General features: G+C 38.6%; 17 protein-coding genes. 7 read left to right on the top strand and 10 right to left on the bottom strand.

Going from position 1 to position 16,452, the window contains the following annotated elements; translation table 11 throughout:
- Window position 1: 1 nt before the first annotated feature.
- The gene (locus NXS00_RS03710; protein WP_258097765.1) at window positions 2-1,141 is read left to right on the top strand and encodes a serine hydrolase domain-containing protein; all 1,140 of its coding nucleotides are present in this window, start codon (window positions 2-4) and stop codon (window positions 1,139-1,141) included.
- Here the strand turns inward: NXS00_RS03710 and NXS00_RS03705 are convergent.
- Window positions 1,136-1,507 carry a DUF7793 family protein gene (locus NXS00_RS03705; RefSeq protein ID WP_258097764.1) on the bottom strand — a complete coding sequence of 124 codons (372 nt, stop codon included), beginning with the start codon at window positions 1,505-1,507 and terminating at the stop codon, window positions 1,136-1,138. The two genes, NXS00_RS03710 and NXS00_RS03705, sit on opposite strands and share 6 nt — an antisense overlap.
- Window positions 1,508-1,657: 150 nt before the next feature.
- Here NXS00_RS03705 and NXS00_RS03700 point away from each other — a divergent pair, with 150 nt between their 5' ends.
- Window positions 1,658-4,078, top strand: a complete 2,421-nt coding sequence (locus NXS00_RS03700; protein ID WP_258097763.1) for an aminotransferase class I/II-fold pyridoxal phosphate-dependent enzyme — start codon at window positions 1,658-1,660, stop codon at window positions 4,076-4,078.
- On the opposite strand, the gene NXS00_RS03695 is transcribed toward NXS00_RS03700, so the two are convergent.
- The 3 genes from NXS00_RS03695 to NXS00_RS03685 form a co-directional block, all read right to left on the bottom strand.
- Window positions 4,075-5,787, bottom strand: a complete 1,713-nt coding sequence (locus tag NXS00_RS03695) for a PAS domain-containing hybrid sensor histidine kinase/response regulator (RefSeq protein WP_258097762.1) — start codon at window positions 5,785-5,787, stop codon at window positions 4,075-4,077. The genes NXS00_RS03700 and NXS00_RS03695 overlap by 4 nt on opposite strands.
- A gap of 454 nt (window positions 5,788-6,241) precedes the next feature.
- Window positions 6,242-6,775 (bottom strand): inorganic diphosphatase, encoded by a 534-nt coding sequence (locus NXS00_RS03690; RefSeq protein ID WP_258097761.1) that lies wholly within the window; start codon window positions 6,773-6,775, stop codon window positions 6,242-6,244.
- 61 nt (window positions 6,776-6,836) lie between these two features.
- Window positions 6,837-7,604, bottom strand: a complete 768-nt coding sequence (locus NXS00_RS03685) for a patatin-like phospholipase family protein (protein WP_258097760.1) — start codon at window positions 7,602-7,604, stop codon at window positions 6,837-6,839.
- Between the two features lie 23 nt (window positions 7,605-7,627).
- On the opposite strand from NXS00_RS03685, the gene NXS00_RS03680 reads away from it, so the two are divergent.
- Complete coding sequence (locus NXS00_RS03680) at window positions 7,628-9,688, top strand: penicillin acylase family protein (RefSeq protein WP_258097759.1); 2,061 nt, start codon at window positions 7,628-7,630, stop codon at window positions 9,686-9,688.
- Here the strand turns inward: NXS00_RS03680 and trxA are convergent, their stop codons facing one another.
- From trxA to NXS00_RS03650, 6 genes are read right to left on the bottom strand one after another with little or no spacing between them, the layout of a single operon-like run.
- A complete protein-coding gene (trxA, locus tag NXS00_RS03675) occupies window positions 9,689-9,985 on the bottom strand; it encodes a thioredoxin (protein WP_258097758.1) in 297 nt (98 codons plus the stop codon).
- Between the two features lie 40 nt (window positions 9,986-10,025).
- Entirely contained in the window at window positions 10,026-10,373 is a 348-nt protein-coding gene (locus NXS00_RS03670) for a C2 domain-containing protein (RefSeq protein ID WP_258097757.1), read from the bottom strand.
- A 57-nt stretch (window positions 10,374-10,430) separates the two neighbouring features.
- Window positions 10,431-10,859 carry a VOC family protein gene (locus NXS00_RS03665; protein WP_258097756.1) on the bottom strand — a complete coding sequence of 143 codons (429 nt, stop codon included), beginning with the start codon at window positions 10,857-10,859 and terminating at the stop codon, window positions 10,431-10,433.
- Window positions 10,860-10,871: 12 nt separating this feature from the next.
- On the bottom strand, window positions 10,872-11,270 hold the full coding sequence (locus NXS00_RS03660) for a gamma-glutamylcyclotransferase family protein (protein ID WP_258097755.1): 399 nt from the start codon (window positions 11,268-11,270) through the stop codon (window positions 10,872-10,874).
- The gene (locus tag NXS00_RS03655) at window positions 11,255-11,506 is read right to left on the bottom strand and encodes a hypothetical protein (RefSeq protein WP_258097754.1); all 252 of its coding nucleotides are present in this window, start codon (window positions 11,504-11,506) and stop codon (window positions 11,255-11,257) included. Before NXS00_RS03655 ends, NXS00_RS03660 begins: the two co-directional genes overlap by 16 nt.
- Complete coding sequence (locus NXS00_RS03650; RefSeq protein WP_258097753.1) at window positions 11,503-11,754, bottom strand: hypothetical protein; 252 nt, start codon at window positions 11,752-11,754, stop codon at window positions 11,503-11,505. The genes NXS00_RS03655 and NXS00_RS03650 overlap by 4 nt, the downstream gene beginning before the upstream one ends.
- A gap of 319 nt (window positions 11,755-12,073) precedes the next feature.
- Between NXS00_RS03650 and NXS00_RS03645 the strand changes: the two genes are divergently transcribed.
- The 4 genes from NXS00_RS03645 (at window position 12,074) to NXS00_RS03630 (ending at window position 16,440) form a co-directional block, all read left to right on the top strand.
- Window positions 12,074-12,580: an RNA polymerase sigma factor gene (locus NXS00_RS03645; RefSeq protein WP_258097752.1), complete on the top strand. Its 507-nt coding sequence runs from the start codon at window positions 12,074-12,076 to the stop codon at window positions 12,578-12,580.
- Window positions 12,567-13,151 (top strand): hypothetical protein, encoded by a 585-nt coding sequence (locus tag NXS00_RS03640; protein ID WP_258097751.1) that lies wholly within the window; start codon window positions 12,567-12,569, stop codon window positions 13,149-13,151. The genes NXS00_RS03645 and NXS00_RS03640 overlap by 14 nt, the downstream gene beginning before the upstream one ends.
- Before the next feature lie 116 nt (window positions 13,152-13,267).
- A complete protein-coding gene (locus NXS00_RS03635; RefSeq protein ID WP_258097750.1) occupies window positions 13,268-14,230 on the top strand; it encodes an ROK family protein in 963 nt (320 codons plus the stop codon).
- Between the two features lie 128 nt (window positions 14,231-14,358).
- Entirely contained in the window at window positions 14,359-16,440 is a 2,082-nt protein-coding gene (locus tag NXS00_RS03630) for a carboxy terminal-processing peptidase (protein WP_258097749.1), read from the top strand.
- Window positions 16,441-16,452: the final 12 nt, after the last annotated feature.

The following is a 16,452-nucleotide window of genomic DNA, read 5'->3' as shown; positions in this document are numbered from 1 at the left end:
GATGTTTAAAAGAGTTATTCCAACAATACTTATTCATTTTTTCGTTCTTCAGTTTGCTCTGGGGCAATATTTTCCTGAGAAGGACTGGGAGAGAAAAGACCCTCAATCCCAAAAAGTCAACGTAGAGAAGCTGAAACGAGCTGTTGAATTTGCAGAAACTCATGAATATTCAGGAGATCGAGATTTACGATTAGCTATTTTAAAGTCGTTTAGTCGAGAACCAGATCATAAGCTCTTAGGTCCAACTAAAGAACGTGGTGGTCCTGCTGGTATGATCATCAAAAATGGATACATAATTGCTGAATGGGGCGATTTGAGTCGAGTAGATATGACTTTTAGTGTGACCAAGAGCTACTTGTCGACTACCTTGGGTTTAGCCCTCGATCAAGGACTTATTGAAAGTGTTCAGGATAATGTAGGTGATTATGTTTGGGATGGAACTTTCGATGGTGATCACAATAGTCAAATTACGTGGGAACACTTGTTGCAACAGACATCAGATTGGTCTGGAGCACTATTTGGGCTGTACGATTGGGCAGATAGGCCAAGTAAAGAAGGTAGTTTGGATGATTGGCGATATCGAAAGCTGAATACTCCAGGTAGCTTTTTTAAGTACAATGATGTTAGAGTTAATATCCTTTCATATTCATTGTTACAGGTTTGGAGAAAGCCTTTACCTATGCTATTGAAAGAGTCTATTATGGATCCGATAGGAGCTTCTACTACATGGCGCTGGTATGGTTATGATAATTCCTGGACGGTCATTGATGGAGTAGAAATGTCATCAGTTAGCGGAGGCGGACATCATGGAGGTGGTATGTTTATCAATACCTATGATCAAGCACGTTTTGGTTTACTGTTTTGTAGGGGAGGAGTTTGGAATGATAAACAGCTAATATCTGAGAGTTGGGTGAAAAAGGTGAGAACACCTGCCTCAGCTTTCGAAAGCTACGGATATATGTGGTGGCTCAACCGTGGAGAACGTCAATGGGAAGGTGCTCCTGATCACCTGTATTACGCTGCAGGGTTTGGAGGTAATTACATCGTGATTGATGATAGGGAAGACCTGATCATTGTAACCCGCTGGCTGGAGCCAACTGAAATTGGAGAGCTGGTGAAGAAAGTTTACTCAGCCTTATAGGTTCTGAAGAAATTCCATAGCCTCCTGGTGTGAAATGAACAGTTTAGTAGGAACATCAGGTTTGTTAACAGCTAAATAGAAGTTAGACATCACCTTGCGTGCTGGCGAGCCTACTATCAATGCAACAGCGTCTACTTGTTGTGAGCCTTGTTTTGCTAGATAATCCCTAGCCTCTTTGTTGACACTTTTTAACCCTCGGATGTCGCAAATAACCCTGAATGATTCGTTGCCTTGGGCTTTGATTCGGTCAGAAACAACTTCCATCGCCGCAGTTAGATCAAGTTCCACTCCATTTTTGTAAGTGAAGTGCATAATCCCTTGTTCTACTTTGAATATAGCATAGTCGTTTTGTACTTCCTGACTCATAATGAATAATAGTAGTTAGCTGATTGGTTTAATCTGCAAAGGTATTCATTGGAGCTTTTGGTTCATATATAGAACAAATGTTTTCGTTCGTCGATATCAGGGGTTTCGTCGAATCTTTTAGTCAACAAGCCGTTACTTTTGGTTTGACCTATGGCCAAAATCAGACACAATAACTTTATTGACACCCTTGTTGATTTGTCAGCTCACGCATCCAAACAGGGAGTGATTCTTCTGGATATAGAAGATGAAAAATTTTCAGGTCGTCAAATCAAAGTAGCAAACAAACACCTTTATTACTTCGGAACAACTGGTTATTTAGGACTAGAATTAGACCATAGAATCAAGCAAGCGGCAATTGAAGCTATTCTTGCTTATGGAACACAATTCCCTTTATCAAAGACCTACATTGCTCATCCCTTGTACAAGACTTTGAAAGAGCGCCTGTTTCAAATGTATGGTTATGAAGTGCTGGTGACAAAAAACAGTACACTTGGACACATAGGGGTTATACCTTCTTTGATTCGAGATGAGGATGGAGTGGTTTTGGATCATCAAGTGCACTGGAGTGTTCAAAATGCAATTCAAAACCTTAAAGTCAGAGATATTCCAGTAGAAATGATCAGGCATAGCGACATGAATATGTTGGAAGATAAGCTCAAGCGATTGTCTCAAAACTGTGATAAAGTCTGGTATTTCGCAGATGGAGTCTATTCCATGTTTGGAGATGTGGCTCCAATCGATGACTTAAAAGAATTATGCTCAAGGTACCCGCAACTGCATTTGTATTTTGATGATGTGCATGGAATGAGTTGGTCGGGAAAAAATGGTACCGGATATGTTTTATCACAATATGAAGAGCTTCCATCCAATGTGGTGGTGTTTACAACATTAAGTAAATCGTTCGGTGCCAGTGGGTCCACCATGGTTACATCCAATAGCGAGTTTCTTCAACGTGTTCAGTCTTTCGGCGGGCCGTTAACTTTTTCTGCACAATTGGAACCGGCAAGCGTTGGAGCAGCCATTGCCTCCGCTGACATTCATTTGAGTGATGAGATCAATACGATGCAGGCAGAGTTAAAAAGCCGAATTGCCCTGTGTAATGAATTGATACAGAACTCTAACCTGCCATTAGTAGAGAAGAATGAAACTCCTGTATTCTATATCGGAACGGGAGCTCCCGCTGTTGGATATAATTTCACAAACAAGCTATATAATCAGGGGTACTATGCGAATATGGGCTTATTTCCTGCAGTTCCTGTGAAGAAAACGGGGATAAGGCTTACAGTCTCTTTACATAATCAACCTGAAGATATAAAAGGCCTTGTTAAGGCAATGGAGTCTACCTACTATAACTCGCTAAGTGAGGAAGGTTACACCATGAATACCGTTAGACGACTTTTTAACCTTCCAATTTTAACAGAATTTGATGATTCGAAAGAACTGATTTCTGATTCCGGGCTAGTTGTAAATACGCATAATTCAATAAGTGACCTGGAACAATCAGAATGGGATGAGCTATTCGGTAATTCTGGTTGTTTTGATTATTCCGGATTGGAGTTTTTGGAGCAACTGTTTCATGGTAATGAGGAGAAACAGCATAATTGGGAATTTAGGTACCTCATCGTAAAAGATACCGATGGTGGGATTGTATTAGCTACCTTTTTCACGAATGCTTTGTGGAAAGAGGATATGTTAGCATCAGAGTCGGTTTCATCCAATATAGAACAAACTCGAATTACAGACCCGTATTTCCATACCAGTTATGTACTGACCATGGGGTGTTTATTCACTGAGGGTGAGCATTTGTATCTTGATGGAAGTCATGAAAATAAAGAAGGAGCCTTATCAGAACTTTTTAAATATGTGCAACATTTAGACGATGAATTGAAACCTAATACCATTGCATTAAGAGATTTTGATACTGATAATGATTTATTATCCAATGCAATGGATAAGCAGGGTTTTGTCAAGTTTATGATGCCAGAGGCTAATGTGATAGATCTCACCACATTTGATGATGAGGATTCCTATATAAAATCCCTGACCAATCGTTCTCAGAAACATTTCAAAAAAGATATACAACCGTTTATTGGTCAACTAGAAATCTCTGTAAGGTCAAGTTTGAGTAGTCAGGAGATTCAGAAGGTATACGATCTATATACCAATGTTTGGAAGAATAATTTAGCAATGAATACCTTCCAATACCCTGTGAAGATGATTGAACTGATGTCTTCAAATGCTAACTGGGAGTTTATATGTGCACATGATCCAGAAACGATGGAGCTTGTAGGGGTAATGTTGTGTTATAAAAGTTCGAATGGTACCTATTGTCCTTCGCTGGTTGGCTTGGATTATCAATATTCAGTTGAATTTTCAGTTTATAGGCAGTTGCTTTATCAAACAGTGCTTAGAGCAAAATCTCTGAGAAATAGTAAAGTTGATTTTGGGTTCTCAGCTTCTTTTGAAAAACATAAGCTTGGTGCTGTTGCTATTCCTAAGTTTGCTTATTTGCAAGCAAAAGACAATTATGCATTGGAAATGTTTGAGATTATTAACTCGTCAAAAAACTAGGCTACCACTGCAGAAACTTTTTGGTAAATCTCATCTTTGGTAAATGGTTTCTTAAGGTGCCCATTCATACCACTCTGATAGCACTTCTTAATGTCATCTTTGTAAACATTTGCAGACAAAGCAATGATGGGCCCAAAATAGTTTGCCTTACGAAGATGCTGCGTCGCTAAATACCCATCCATTACAGGCATTTGAATATCCATAAAGATCACGTCATATGGTTTTTTTAGTGCTTCATCTACCGCCTCCTGGCCATTTTTGCACGTAGTTACGTGTAAGTTCATAGACTCGAGAATTTTCTGTGCTAGAAGGAGGTTTATGTCATTGTCATCTACTACCAGTATTTCGTACTTGGTATTGAAATGCTTTTTATTGGCAGCTGCTTTTTCAAAGTCTCCAAGCGAAATGGTGTCATCTATTGCTAACGGGATTTCAAAAGAGAAACATGATCCTTTCTCCAAATTACAGCTGATAGGAGGGCTTTGGAAGTTGATCGTTCCACCCATCAGAGAAACCAAGTGCTTGGAGATAGTTAAGCCAAGTCCAGAACCTCCATATCGTCTCGTTGTAGAATTATCAGCCTGTGTGAAGCTTTCAAAAATGTTGGATCGTTTTTCTTCGGGAATGCCAATACCACTGTCAATGACTGACGTTTTCAAAAGGAACTGCTCATTGTTCTTAATTGCTTCAAAAACAATTTTAATAAACCCATCTTCAGTGAATTTTAGGCTGTTGCCAACCAGGTTTCGAATGACCTGATTGATTCGAGAAGGATCACCAACCACTAATTCAGGAAGATTCTCATCTAATTCTAGTTGAAATTTTAAGCCTTTTTCGTTCGCCAAATATTTAAAAGGGTGAAGACTTGCTTTTAGAGTTTCATGAAGCACAAAAGGAATGGACTCTAAACTCAACTTTCCTTGTTCCACACGGTTTAAATCCAAAATGTCATTGAGCAATTTGGATAGTGATTCCCCAGATACTTTGACCATTCGCAAGTATTGACGTTGCAGTTCGGTGGTGGAGGTGTCTGCCAGTAAATCAATGAACCCAAGCATCCCATTCAAAGGGGTCCTGATTTCATGACTCATATTCGCAAGGAAACTCGATTTGGCTTCATTAGCTGATTCCGCTTTTTCTTTCGCATGCATCAGCTCACGTTCGGTTTTCTTTATCTGAGTGATGTCTTTGGCTATTAATATGCTGCCAAGAGGATTCTTTTGGTTATCGAAAAGAGCGGAAAACGAAGCTGAAGTTTCTAAAATAGAGCCATCTTTTTTCTTCAAGATGAAATCAGGTTCCTTGTGAGAAGCGTTGTTTTCTAATGTCTTTATTACAGAATCGTATGGATGTTTGTTGTCTTCATGGATGATGGAGGTGAAGTTTTTTCCTATCAGTTCTGATGGCACGAAACCCAAGTAGTTAGAAACAGCATCGTTAGCACGTTCTATTTTATGGTCGGGGTTAATAATGATAAGTATATCATCCACACCACGATATAAACTTTCCATTAAGTCCCTTGAAACGGTGGAGGACTTAAGCTCTTCACCCAGCATGGTGATTCCACCTATCAGTCCTTCAAGTTCATCTTCCTCATCACCAAGATCTATTTTGTGATCAAAATTTCCCGATGCGACCTCATGAAGCAGAGTCATGATGTCATCTAGGCGGTTTTTGACGTATTTTTTTGCGGTCTCTTCCGAAGACATTAATAGTTGGTTGTTAGCTTATAAGGTCTTGTCTGGTGTTAAATATACTACCTATGCTTCGATTTTTTTAAATAATTCAAGACAGTCATGCAGTATTTTGTGGAGTTATTCGAATTCTAAATAATTTTAATCAGAATCCTTTTCACTGACTAGTCTTGTAAGACTTATGCAATCCTATTATTTGATATTGGTAATGATCGTTGTGATACCGTTTTTCTTTTGGTTTCGAGTCAGAAGCTACAATAAGAGAAAAAACAGTGTGGCTGTAAGGTGTCCTTATTGTAGTAAGGATCAAAGAATATCGGAATTAGAGGATTACACCTGCTCTGGGTGCAATAAAGACGTGAAACTGGGAGGTGAGACTTATTTGTGTAAGGCATGCGGTGCATCGAACTACAAGGGTGTAATTACATGCACCGAATGCGGCTTAGCTAATCCAATAGCAGGTAGCTAATTACTTACCAAATTTTTTAGTGTAATCAGACATTGCCTTTTCAACGATTTCCACAGCAGTCTGTCTATTTTGGAAATCCTCGATAACAACAGTCTTATTTTCAAGCTTCTTGTAATCTTCGAAGAAGTTCTGGAGCTCTTTAACAAAGTGAGGTCCAAGGTCAGAGATGTCATTGATGTGATTTACACTCATATCACCTGTAGCTACAGCGATTATCTTGTCATCTTTCTCACCACCATCCAACATTTGCATAGCACCAATTACTTTCGCTGGAACGATACATAATGGGTCTACTACAATCTGAGTTAGCACAAGTATATCTAGTGGATCGTTATCATCACAGTAGGTTTTAGGTATAAAACCATAGTTAGCAGGGTAGTGCATAGAAGAGAAAATCACTCTGTCCAGGATCAACATCCCTGATTCTTTATCAAGTTCGTATTTGGCACGAGTATTCTTTGGGATTTCAATTATCCCATTCACCACTTCTGGTGCGTCCTCTCCAATTCTCACGTCATGCCACGGATTCATCATAGTTTGTCTGTTTTTTGCCGCAAAGATATACCAACTTAGCTTGTAGGGTATTATATAACTGTTATAAATCTAATTCCTCCAGTTTTTCTATGGTAGCGTCGTAGCCTATTTCATAAAGTTGGTCAGCCACACTACTATCCAAAATACTAAAAGTGCTTAGTTTTTTTGGTTCTATCATGATGTCACAATCACTAAGACTACTCTGAATAGTGGAGTTAACACTTAGCTGAAAGACTCTTGCAGCGATTTGAAGCATTCCGTCTAACTCCTGGGTCACATGAATAGGACTAATATTGATACCGATAACCGTCTCACATAGAGATCGGATAGGTTTGATTGGGAAATTGTCATAGGTGCCCCCGTCAATGTACAAACATCCATCCATTTCAATCGGTTTGAATAGAATAGGGATGCATGAAGAAGCTGCTACGACTTGAGGCAATGGACCACTATTCTTGTACTCCACAATTCCTTTATTGAGGTTAGTAGTAGCAAAAAATGCGGGTTTGGTGAGTTCTGAAGCATCTTTGCATTCTATATGAGATTGAAGTTCTTGAATCAGTCCTTCCAGTCCTAGTAAACCTTTCAATGGTAGTGCAAGAGATGAATAGTTGAAGATACCTTTTGACTTTAATAAATCAAAAATATCTTCAGGAGCCATACCGTTTGCATAGAATGCTCCAACGATTGCACCTGCGCTTACACCTGAAATGATTTGAGGATAAATTTTATGCTCATGAAGTGCTTGTAATGCACCCAGGTGAGCAAACCCTCTGGCACCGCCGCCACTTAGTACAATTCCAATTTTATATTGTTTATCTTTTGTCAAGTCTTAATCACATTTACACCCCAATGAAACCTGTAATCTTAGCTATTGTTCTGATCATATTTGGCCTGCAGAGCACTGGCCAGATCGATCCCAATAATATTGAAATTATCAGAGATGCTTATGGTGTTCCTCATATTTATGCGCCGACAGATCCTGAGGTAGCCTATGGTTTAGCGTGGGCTCATGCAGAGGATGACTTTCAAACTATCCAGCTAACAATGCTGTCGGGTAAAGGTATGTTGGGTCTTCATCTCGGTAAGAAAGGAGCAGTAGTAGACTATGTGGTTCAACTGCTGGATTGCAAAGGTGTAGTCGAGCGGGAATGGTCAACTTTGTCTGATGATTATAAACAACTGATTAGTGCTTACACAGAAGGCTTAAACTCCTACGCTTTCAAACATCCTGAAAAGGTGCTGTTAGAAGGCTCATTTCCGGTAACGGTTGAGGAAGTTTTATCCGCCTATGTTTTATCTCTTGCTGTTATCTCAGGAGCTGATCAGGTGATCTCAAATTTGGTCAATGGAAAAGTGGATTATTATCCTCTAAAGGAGGGTGGAGGATCCAATGCTTTTGCGTTCTCAAGGAGCATGACTACAGATGGAAATGTCTACTTAAATGTAAACTCTCATCAACCTTTGGAAGGTCCTTCTTCCTGGTACGAAGCGCACCTAATCAGTGATGAAGGCTGGAACGCTTTAGGCGGATTATTCCCTGGAGCAGCAACCATTTTTCATGGCACAAATGAACATCTAGGGTGGGCACATACAGTAAATTACCCTGATAAAATTGATGTCTTTCAATTGGAGATGCATTCTGAAAAAGCATTAAAGTATAAGTTTGATGGGGAATGGAAAGATCTTGAACAAAAAGAAGTTATACTTCCAGTCCAAATTTTATTTGGTCTTAAAATCAAGGTAAAAAAGACAATTTACAGGAGTGTTTATGGCCCTGTTGTGAAGAATAAGAACGGTTATTTTGCATTTGACCTTGGAGCACTACATGATCTCAAAGCACCAGAGCAATGGTACCGCATGAACAAGGCTACTTCATGGGTGGAATATCGAGAGGCATTGTCGATGGTATCCATACCAGGATTCAACATTGTGTATGCAGATCAAGAAGATAATATTTACTACCTGGGCAATGGGAAGATTCCAATGAGGAACGCTGCTTTTGATTGGTCAAAAACGTTGCCTGGAAACACTTCTGAAACCCTGGTTAAATCGTATCATCCCTTAGAGGATTTACCTCAAGTTTTGAACCCAAAATCAGGGTATGTTTTCAATACCAATAACTCGGCATTTTCTTGTACTTTTTCGGCAGACAATCCAGATCCAAATGACTATGATTTTACGATGGGTTATCGTCAGTTTGAAAACAATCGGAGTGTCCGTTTTATGCAGTTGATGGAGAAAAGAAAATCACTCAGTTGGGATGATTTTTTAGCTATTAAATACGATGGTCAATTACCAAATGAGTTGCATTATCCAGTGGATATAAAAGTGCTTTTTGAATTGGATGCATCGAAGTATAAAAAGTATGAAGAGCTTCTTGATATCTTACAGACATGGGATGGTCAATCGAGTTTTGACAACCTGGGAGTAGCACAGTTTGTGATTCTTTATGACTATCTGAAACGGAAATATCCAACATCTTATTTAGACTCCACAAAGGTTCTCACTGAGTTTCAATTAATAGATGGAATTGCCCATACCAACAAATACCTCAAGCGTCATTTTAAGCGTGTGAACATACGATTAGGAGACTATCAATTGCTGGTTCGTGGAGATAAGGAAATTCCGGTGAATGGTATACCTGATGTGATTACAGCCATGTATAGTGAACCCTATCGAAACGGTAGAGTAAAGGCAGTTCAGGGAGAGTCTTATATCATGCTGGTTCGTTATCCTGAGGTGGGGCTGCCAATTATTGAAACAGTGAACGTATATGGAGCATCTAATCAAAAGGATAGTCCTCATTATGATGATCAAATGCTCCTGTTTCTTAATCAAAAAAGGAAGTCTATGACGTTGGATATTGACGCAGTTCGTAAAAATGCTGAGTCAATTTATCACCCAAAGTGATTAAGAGCGCTTCTTAACAGCATTAGAGATTTCTCTAGCTCCAGTAACCCCACTTTTCCTCCAGATCACTTTACCATTTTTGAATAGTAATAAGGTCGGAATGTTGGTGATTTCATACTTGTGAGCTGCTTTCTTGTCTTTTTGCACATCTACCTTGATGATGTTTACAGAATCTCCTAATTCTGCTTTTACTTCATTAAGGATTGGAGGCATCTTACGACATGGTTCGCACCAGTTAGCCGAGAAGTCTACAAGTGTAGGTGTATTTCTATTGATTAGTTCGTGAAATTTTGACATAATGCGTTTAAACAGCAAAGATTACTAAAAAGTTGCAGGCTTATACAATTTCCCAAAAAAGAATATAGGATGCTGTAGAGCCAGTTTCTTTAATTTTCATACTTGTTGAAAATGATCCACTAGTATCATTTCCAATGAGCATTTCAAAAGTGCCTAAAAAGTCGTTGGCACTCAGGTAATCAAAGTCCCATAGTTCTATAACGAGCGGCTTAAAAGGATCCTGGTGTTCTAGTTCTACCGATATTTCAAATTCCTCAGAGTTATCTATGCTTTTATATAACCCTGATTCTGGCCAAATTTTATCTCCGTTGTACTTGAGGAATACTTCATCTTCATCAATTTCATCGTTGACGATGCATTGAAGTTTGGTCAGTCTGATTTTAGCCATTGGTTCGATTCGTTATTGAGGAAACTAAATTAGTCAAATCAGCTAGGGGATGATAATTTACTTGGTAGTATTTCCTTCACTTGATTCAGTGAACACCTCATCTACAGGCTCCCAAAGCTCAAGTTTATTTCCATCGGCATCCATGATATGGACAAACTTTCCATAATCATATGTTGCTATTTCATCACATATGGTTACACCTTCGCTTTTGAGTTTCTCGACAAGCTCTTCCATGTTCTGAACTCGATAATTGATCATAAATGGTTGCGTTGATGGCTCAAAATAGGTAGTGTCATCTTTAAATGGACTCCATTGCAAGTAATTGATCTCATCAGGGTTCAATGCATTTCGGAATTCAAATAAAGTACCATATTGATCCGTTTTCAAACCCAAGTGATTTTTATACCAATCTTTAGTGCTGTTTGGGTCTTTGCATTTGAAGAAAACTCCTCCAATTCCTACGACTTTAGGTTCTTTGTTACTCATGATTTGATTACTTTAAAATTCTCCTGATTCAATGATTGTTGCTGGATTTACAGGTTTTAGGTATTCATAAACCCAGCAATTCAATATGCCTTGATCTGTCTTTATCGGTCTTAATCTCCGTTCATAATCAGGGTCTAAATGTACTAGTGGTTTGGCATTTTCATAGCGATCCAGAATCCTTAGAGCATGTTCTGGATCCATTAGTTCGAAAACCTCACCGTGTACCAGATTCTCTATTTGATCATCATAAATGACACCTGGAAATACATCCACTCTGTAAATATCTCCAGTAAGAGTTCCTTCCGATACAAATCGATGCTCAAAATCGGGAGTTTGAGTTTTTTCGTTTCCATGAAACTTGCGTTTCAAAAAACCATAAGCAAATAAGTAGGAACTCAGTTCTCTTGGCATTCGGCGAGTAATTTTTTGACTTTTTTAGCCTCTTGTAATGCTTCCATGGCTTTTTCGGTTGCCAGAGTTGCTCTGGCAGCCTCCTGTTGTGCTAGTTTTTCTTGTAGATTAGCTTTTTCAATAGCCTTTTCAGTAAGAATAACTTGATTATCAGCTTTTTTGGATTGCATTAACAAAGACACCGATAGAACAAGAATAATTGAAACAAAAATGAAATGTGCTAAATACTTCTTCATTTCCCCTCACACTCTTTTAATAGTCTATTTGCTTCATTTGCCATCAACATGGCTTTCTCAGCTTCATCCTGAGCTTTTACCGCTTCTGCGGCACATTTTAGTACTTCGTCCGATAATCTTAAAAATTTCTCAGCCTCAGCTTCAGCCATTTCCTTATTTTTTTGAGCATCAGCAGCTTTTATTTGGGCCAAGACGAGAAAGAAGACAATTACTAATAAATATAGAATGTGATACCACGCTTTTTTCATAGTTAATCTCGGTTAGTTACTATCTAAAAATAGGAAATAGTCAGTTGCTTTTAAATTATTTTGATCAAAACTGTAATAAATGTCCAGATCGCGCAACTAAGTTATCGAAACCGACATCTAACTGATATGAAAAGGAATTCGAAAGTTTATGTTATTATACTTGGGCTGATCATCGCGTTTTTCTTACTATATACAAGTAGCTTTTCAAGTGTTCCTGCACCTAAGTTCAGCTATAGTATCAAATCGGCTACTCACACTGTAACAAATGAGTTTACCACACAAGTAGGAGCTGGTATCATTCAAACGTTATCGAAATAGTTTGGCAGTTAGTAGAGATGAATTTAACCAGGTGGTTCAAGAGCATGGCCCAAAAATCTATCGCTTATGCAAGGCGTACTTTGGTGCTCACGAAGAACTGGATGATGTCTATCAGGAAACGCTTATTAATATTTGGAAGTCCATGTCCTCCTTTCGAGGTGATTCCAAACTGAGCACCTGGATCTATCGAATTACCGTCAACACCGCAATTACTTTTCGAAGGAAAAAGTCCAAACAACCATATAACAATAATGTGATTCTTGAAGATCTTGAATATGACGCCAGTGAAAGTATCATCAAAAAAGAGCGAGAACAACAATATCAACTGCTTCTAACAACCATAGAGCAATTAAAGCCTGATCACAGACTAATTATAGGTCTCTATCTGGAAGATTTGAGTTACAAAGAAATAGCCGAAGTAATAGGTAAGGATACCAATTATGTAGGGGTGAATATTACACGAATTAAGGATAAGCTTTCTAAACTAATGCAACATGGAAGAGCTTGATGAATTAAAAGAAATATGGCAAACTAGTGCTGTTGCTCCTAACAGTAAGAAAAGTGTTGCTGTTGAAACAGAGGACGCCATTACTAAATATCAGCGAAAAGTTAAGCGTACTAATGTCTTAGCATCGGTCTATATGACTGGTACGGTTCTGTTCCTAATAAGCTTAATGTTTATTTACAATGAAGAAAGTTGGTTGTTTTATCTTTCTGTAAGTTCTGTTGTGATCCTTTCTATCACTATAGTGCTGATTCTCTGGACGAGACGAATGGATGCGAGTAAAAAGCTAGTTCTTTCAGCTACAGAATACACAGATTATCAATTGAAGAAGCTCAAAAGATCAAAAAGAATCATTCAATTTTCTCCATTGTACGGTTTACTTCTTGGTATTTGTGTGAATGCTTATGCGTATTCTCTACTCGAACACGCCTCCGGTGAGTTTGTGTTTTGGATGACCAATATCAACTGGTTGTATATCATGGTGGTGAGCTATGCGTCCTATGCGGTGAAAATGAGACGCTATTTGAAGGATGTTCAACCAATTGTGGATGAGTTAGAAGCCTTCAAAAGGTAATGCATACGTTTGCATTTTTTTTGCTCGAAATACAGCGCATTTTTATGTCAAAACCTTGCACTATAGTTCATATATTTGATTGAATCTTTTTGAAAATAGCAATCAAATTTTGATAAATGTCTAAAAAAGTAGCCATTGGCGTTGATATTGGAGGGACTCTTACGAAAGTAGGAATTGTAGATCGTGAAGGTGATCTTTTTGCACACACTGATTTTTCCACTACCAAACACAAGGAGTTTGGAGCCTATCTGGATGAGCTGAAATCTCATATTGAGAATTTAAAATCTCAAATTGACTTTGAATATGAAATTGTTGGTATTGGGGTAGGAGCTCCTAATGCTAATTATTATAGAGGAACCATTGAGTATGCTGCGAACCTTTTATGGAAGGGTATTGTGCCGTTTACAGAAGAGTTAAAAAAGCGATATGATTTGCCAATCCATATTACCAATGATGCTAGCGCAGCGGCGATAGGCGAGATGATCTATGGAAATGCTGTAGATATGAAAGATTTTATGGTCATTACCCTTGGTACCGGATTAGGTAGTGGTATTGTGGCCAATGGACAACTAATCTACGGTTATGACTCTCAAGCTGGTGAATTAGGTCATGTAATGATCGAAAAGGGAGGGCGCTTAACAGGTCTTGGCAGACGTGGTGGATTAGAAGCATATGTCTCAAGTACTGGTCTCAAAAGAACCGTGTTTTTCTTGCTGTGTGATAGCCTGGAAGATAGTGTTTTAAGAGATTATTCATTCAATGATCTTCACGGTGAAATTATCACGAAAGCAGCCGAAGATGGCGACCCGATTGCACAAGCAGCTTTTGAAATGACTGGCCGTATTTTAGGCGAGCAACTAGCTAATTTTACTACCTTCTCTCACCCTGAGGCATACTTCTTGCTTGGAGGATTAGCTAAAGCGGGTAAGTGGATTTTTGAACCAACACAAAAACACCTGGAAGAGAATTTACTTCCTTTCTATAAGGGTAAGGTTAAGCTGCTTCCATCAGGTATGATGAATAAAAATGCTGCTATTCTAGGTGCGGCAGCGTTGGTTTGGAATCATCAGGAGGGGTGATTGGTTGTTAATTGAAGACCATTCGTCGTATTTAACACCATGCCGTTAGTAAAATTTAACTAACTTAATTCCTTCCTTATTCGTTGGTTTGGTAAGATTGCCGAGAGGTACGAACAAAATTGATTGTTATGAACAAGTTGCTTTTAATAATAGGGTCAGTAATAATGACCTATGGTGTTGGAGAGATAGCCCTGAAAGATGAAGGTGTTCAAAATGCCGAGAATATTCAGATTTTGGAGGGAGATACCCTCAAAACGCTTGAGCCAAAACCTGAGCACGCGAGCGAAACGTTCGTTATCGTTAACTTATTAAACAGATATCATTATAATAAAGTCACGCTAAATGACTCCATGTCATCAGTAGTTTATGACAATTACTTTGAATCTCTAGATCCTAATAAGTCTTACTTTCTACAGTCAGATCTTGACTACTTTGAGAAGTACAGATATACTATAGATGATCATTTACCTGAGGGTAATCTTGATTTTGCCTATCAGGTTTTCAGTATTTATCGCGAGCGATCTTTGGATAGAATGGATTATATCACAGAGATTCTTAAAACAGAGCCGGATTTCAGTAAAGAGGAGTTCTTTGAAACTGACAGAGAAAAAATGCCTTGGCCTAAGAACAAGGAAGAGTTGAATGCGGTTTGGGCTAAAATCATTAAAAATCAGGCGCTTAGTTACAAGATTTCTGGTAAAGACTGGGATTACATTGCTGATGCCTTAGCAAAAAGATATCAGCGTGTAGAGAAAGCACTGTATCAATATAATAGTGAAGATGTCTATCAAGCTTACATGAATGCTTTCACTAGCGCTTACGACCCTCATACTGACTATTTTTCTCCAGTAGCGAAAGAAAACTTCCAGATCGATATGAGTTTGTCGTTGGAAGGTATTGGAGCACAATTAACTCAGCAATTAGATTATACCAAGGTTGCAGACATTATTCCTGGTGGACCAGCTTATAAGAGTAAGTATTTGCAGAAAGATGATCGTATCATAGGTGTAGCACAGGGAGATGATGGTGATTTTGTGGATGTAATTGGATGGAGACTGGATGAAGTAGTTCAGAAAATTAGAGGTCCAAAAGGATCAGTAGTTCGTCTTCAAGTAATAAAGAATGATAAAGACATCAATGGTTTACCGGATACGTTGCGCCTTGTAAGAGACAAAATCAAACTTGAAAGATCAGCAGCAAAAGGAGAAATAATTCCTTTAATCGAGAATAACCAAACATATAGCTTAGGAGTAGTTACTGTTCCAAGTTTCTATCTCAATTTTGATGAAATGAACAAGGGTGTGAAGGATTACCGTAGCACTACAAGAGATGTTCGTAAAATAGTAGATAGCTTGAAATTGAAAGGAATTGATGGCTTGATGATCGATCTTCGATTTAATGGAGGAGGATCATTACAGGAAGCTATTGAATTGACTGGACTATTTATTCCTCAGGGACCAGTTGTGCAGGTTAGAAATACAGATAATTCTGTTGACGTAATGAAAGACGAGGATCATGGAGAAGTATTCTATGATGGGCCTTTAGCTGTATTGACCAACAGATACAGTGCTTCGGCATCTGAAATTTTCTCTGGTGCTATTCAGGATTACAAAAGAGGTATCATAGTAGGAGAGAATACTTTTGGTAAAGGAACCGTACAGAACTTAATAGATATCGGAAGATACATGCGTCAGGAAGATGTGGAGCTTGGGCAGTTAAAAATGACCTTGGCTAAATTCTACAGAGTGACTGGAAGCAGCACTCAAAGAATAGGTGTGGCACCAGACATTGAATTCCCTTCCCCTTATGAAGATGAAATCTTTGGTGAAAGTGGCAGACCAACTGCACTGCCTTGGGATGAAATTACATCAGCCAAGTTCAAGCCTACTAATCAGATTGATCAGAAGATGATTGACAAACTTCAAAAGCTTTATGGTAAGCATTTGGACTCAGATCAAGGTTTGCAAGATCTGGTAGCTGATATAGAAAAAGCAAAAGAGTTAAGAAGTCAGACAAAAGTTTCTTTGAACCTTGACGAACGCAAAGCTCTTGATGCAAAAGAAAACAGTGTGAAGGATAATTTGTCCACTACAATTAAATCAGGCGAAGTATTTACAGATGACGAAAATCTGGAGAAGTTATCTGAAGACGCATACTTAAAAGAAGGATTGAGGCTTCTTGCCGAGCTAGCAAAAACAAAAGTTGGATAGCATGCAACTAAA

The sequence above is a fragment of the Marinoscillum pacificum genome, assembly GCF_024714495.1.
GTDB lineage: Bacteria > Bacteroidota > Bacteroidia > Cytophagales > Cyclobacteriaceae > Marinoscillum > Marinoscillum pacificum.
This window is presented reverse-complemented; position numbering and strand designations above follow the sequence as displayed.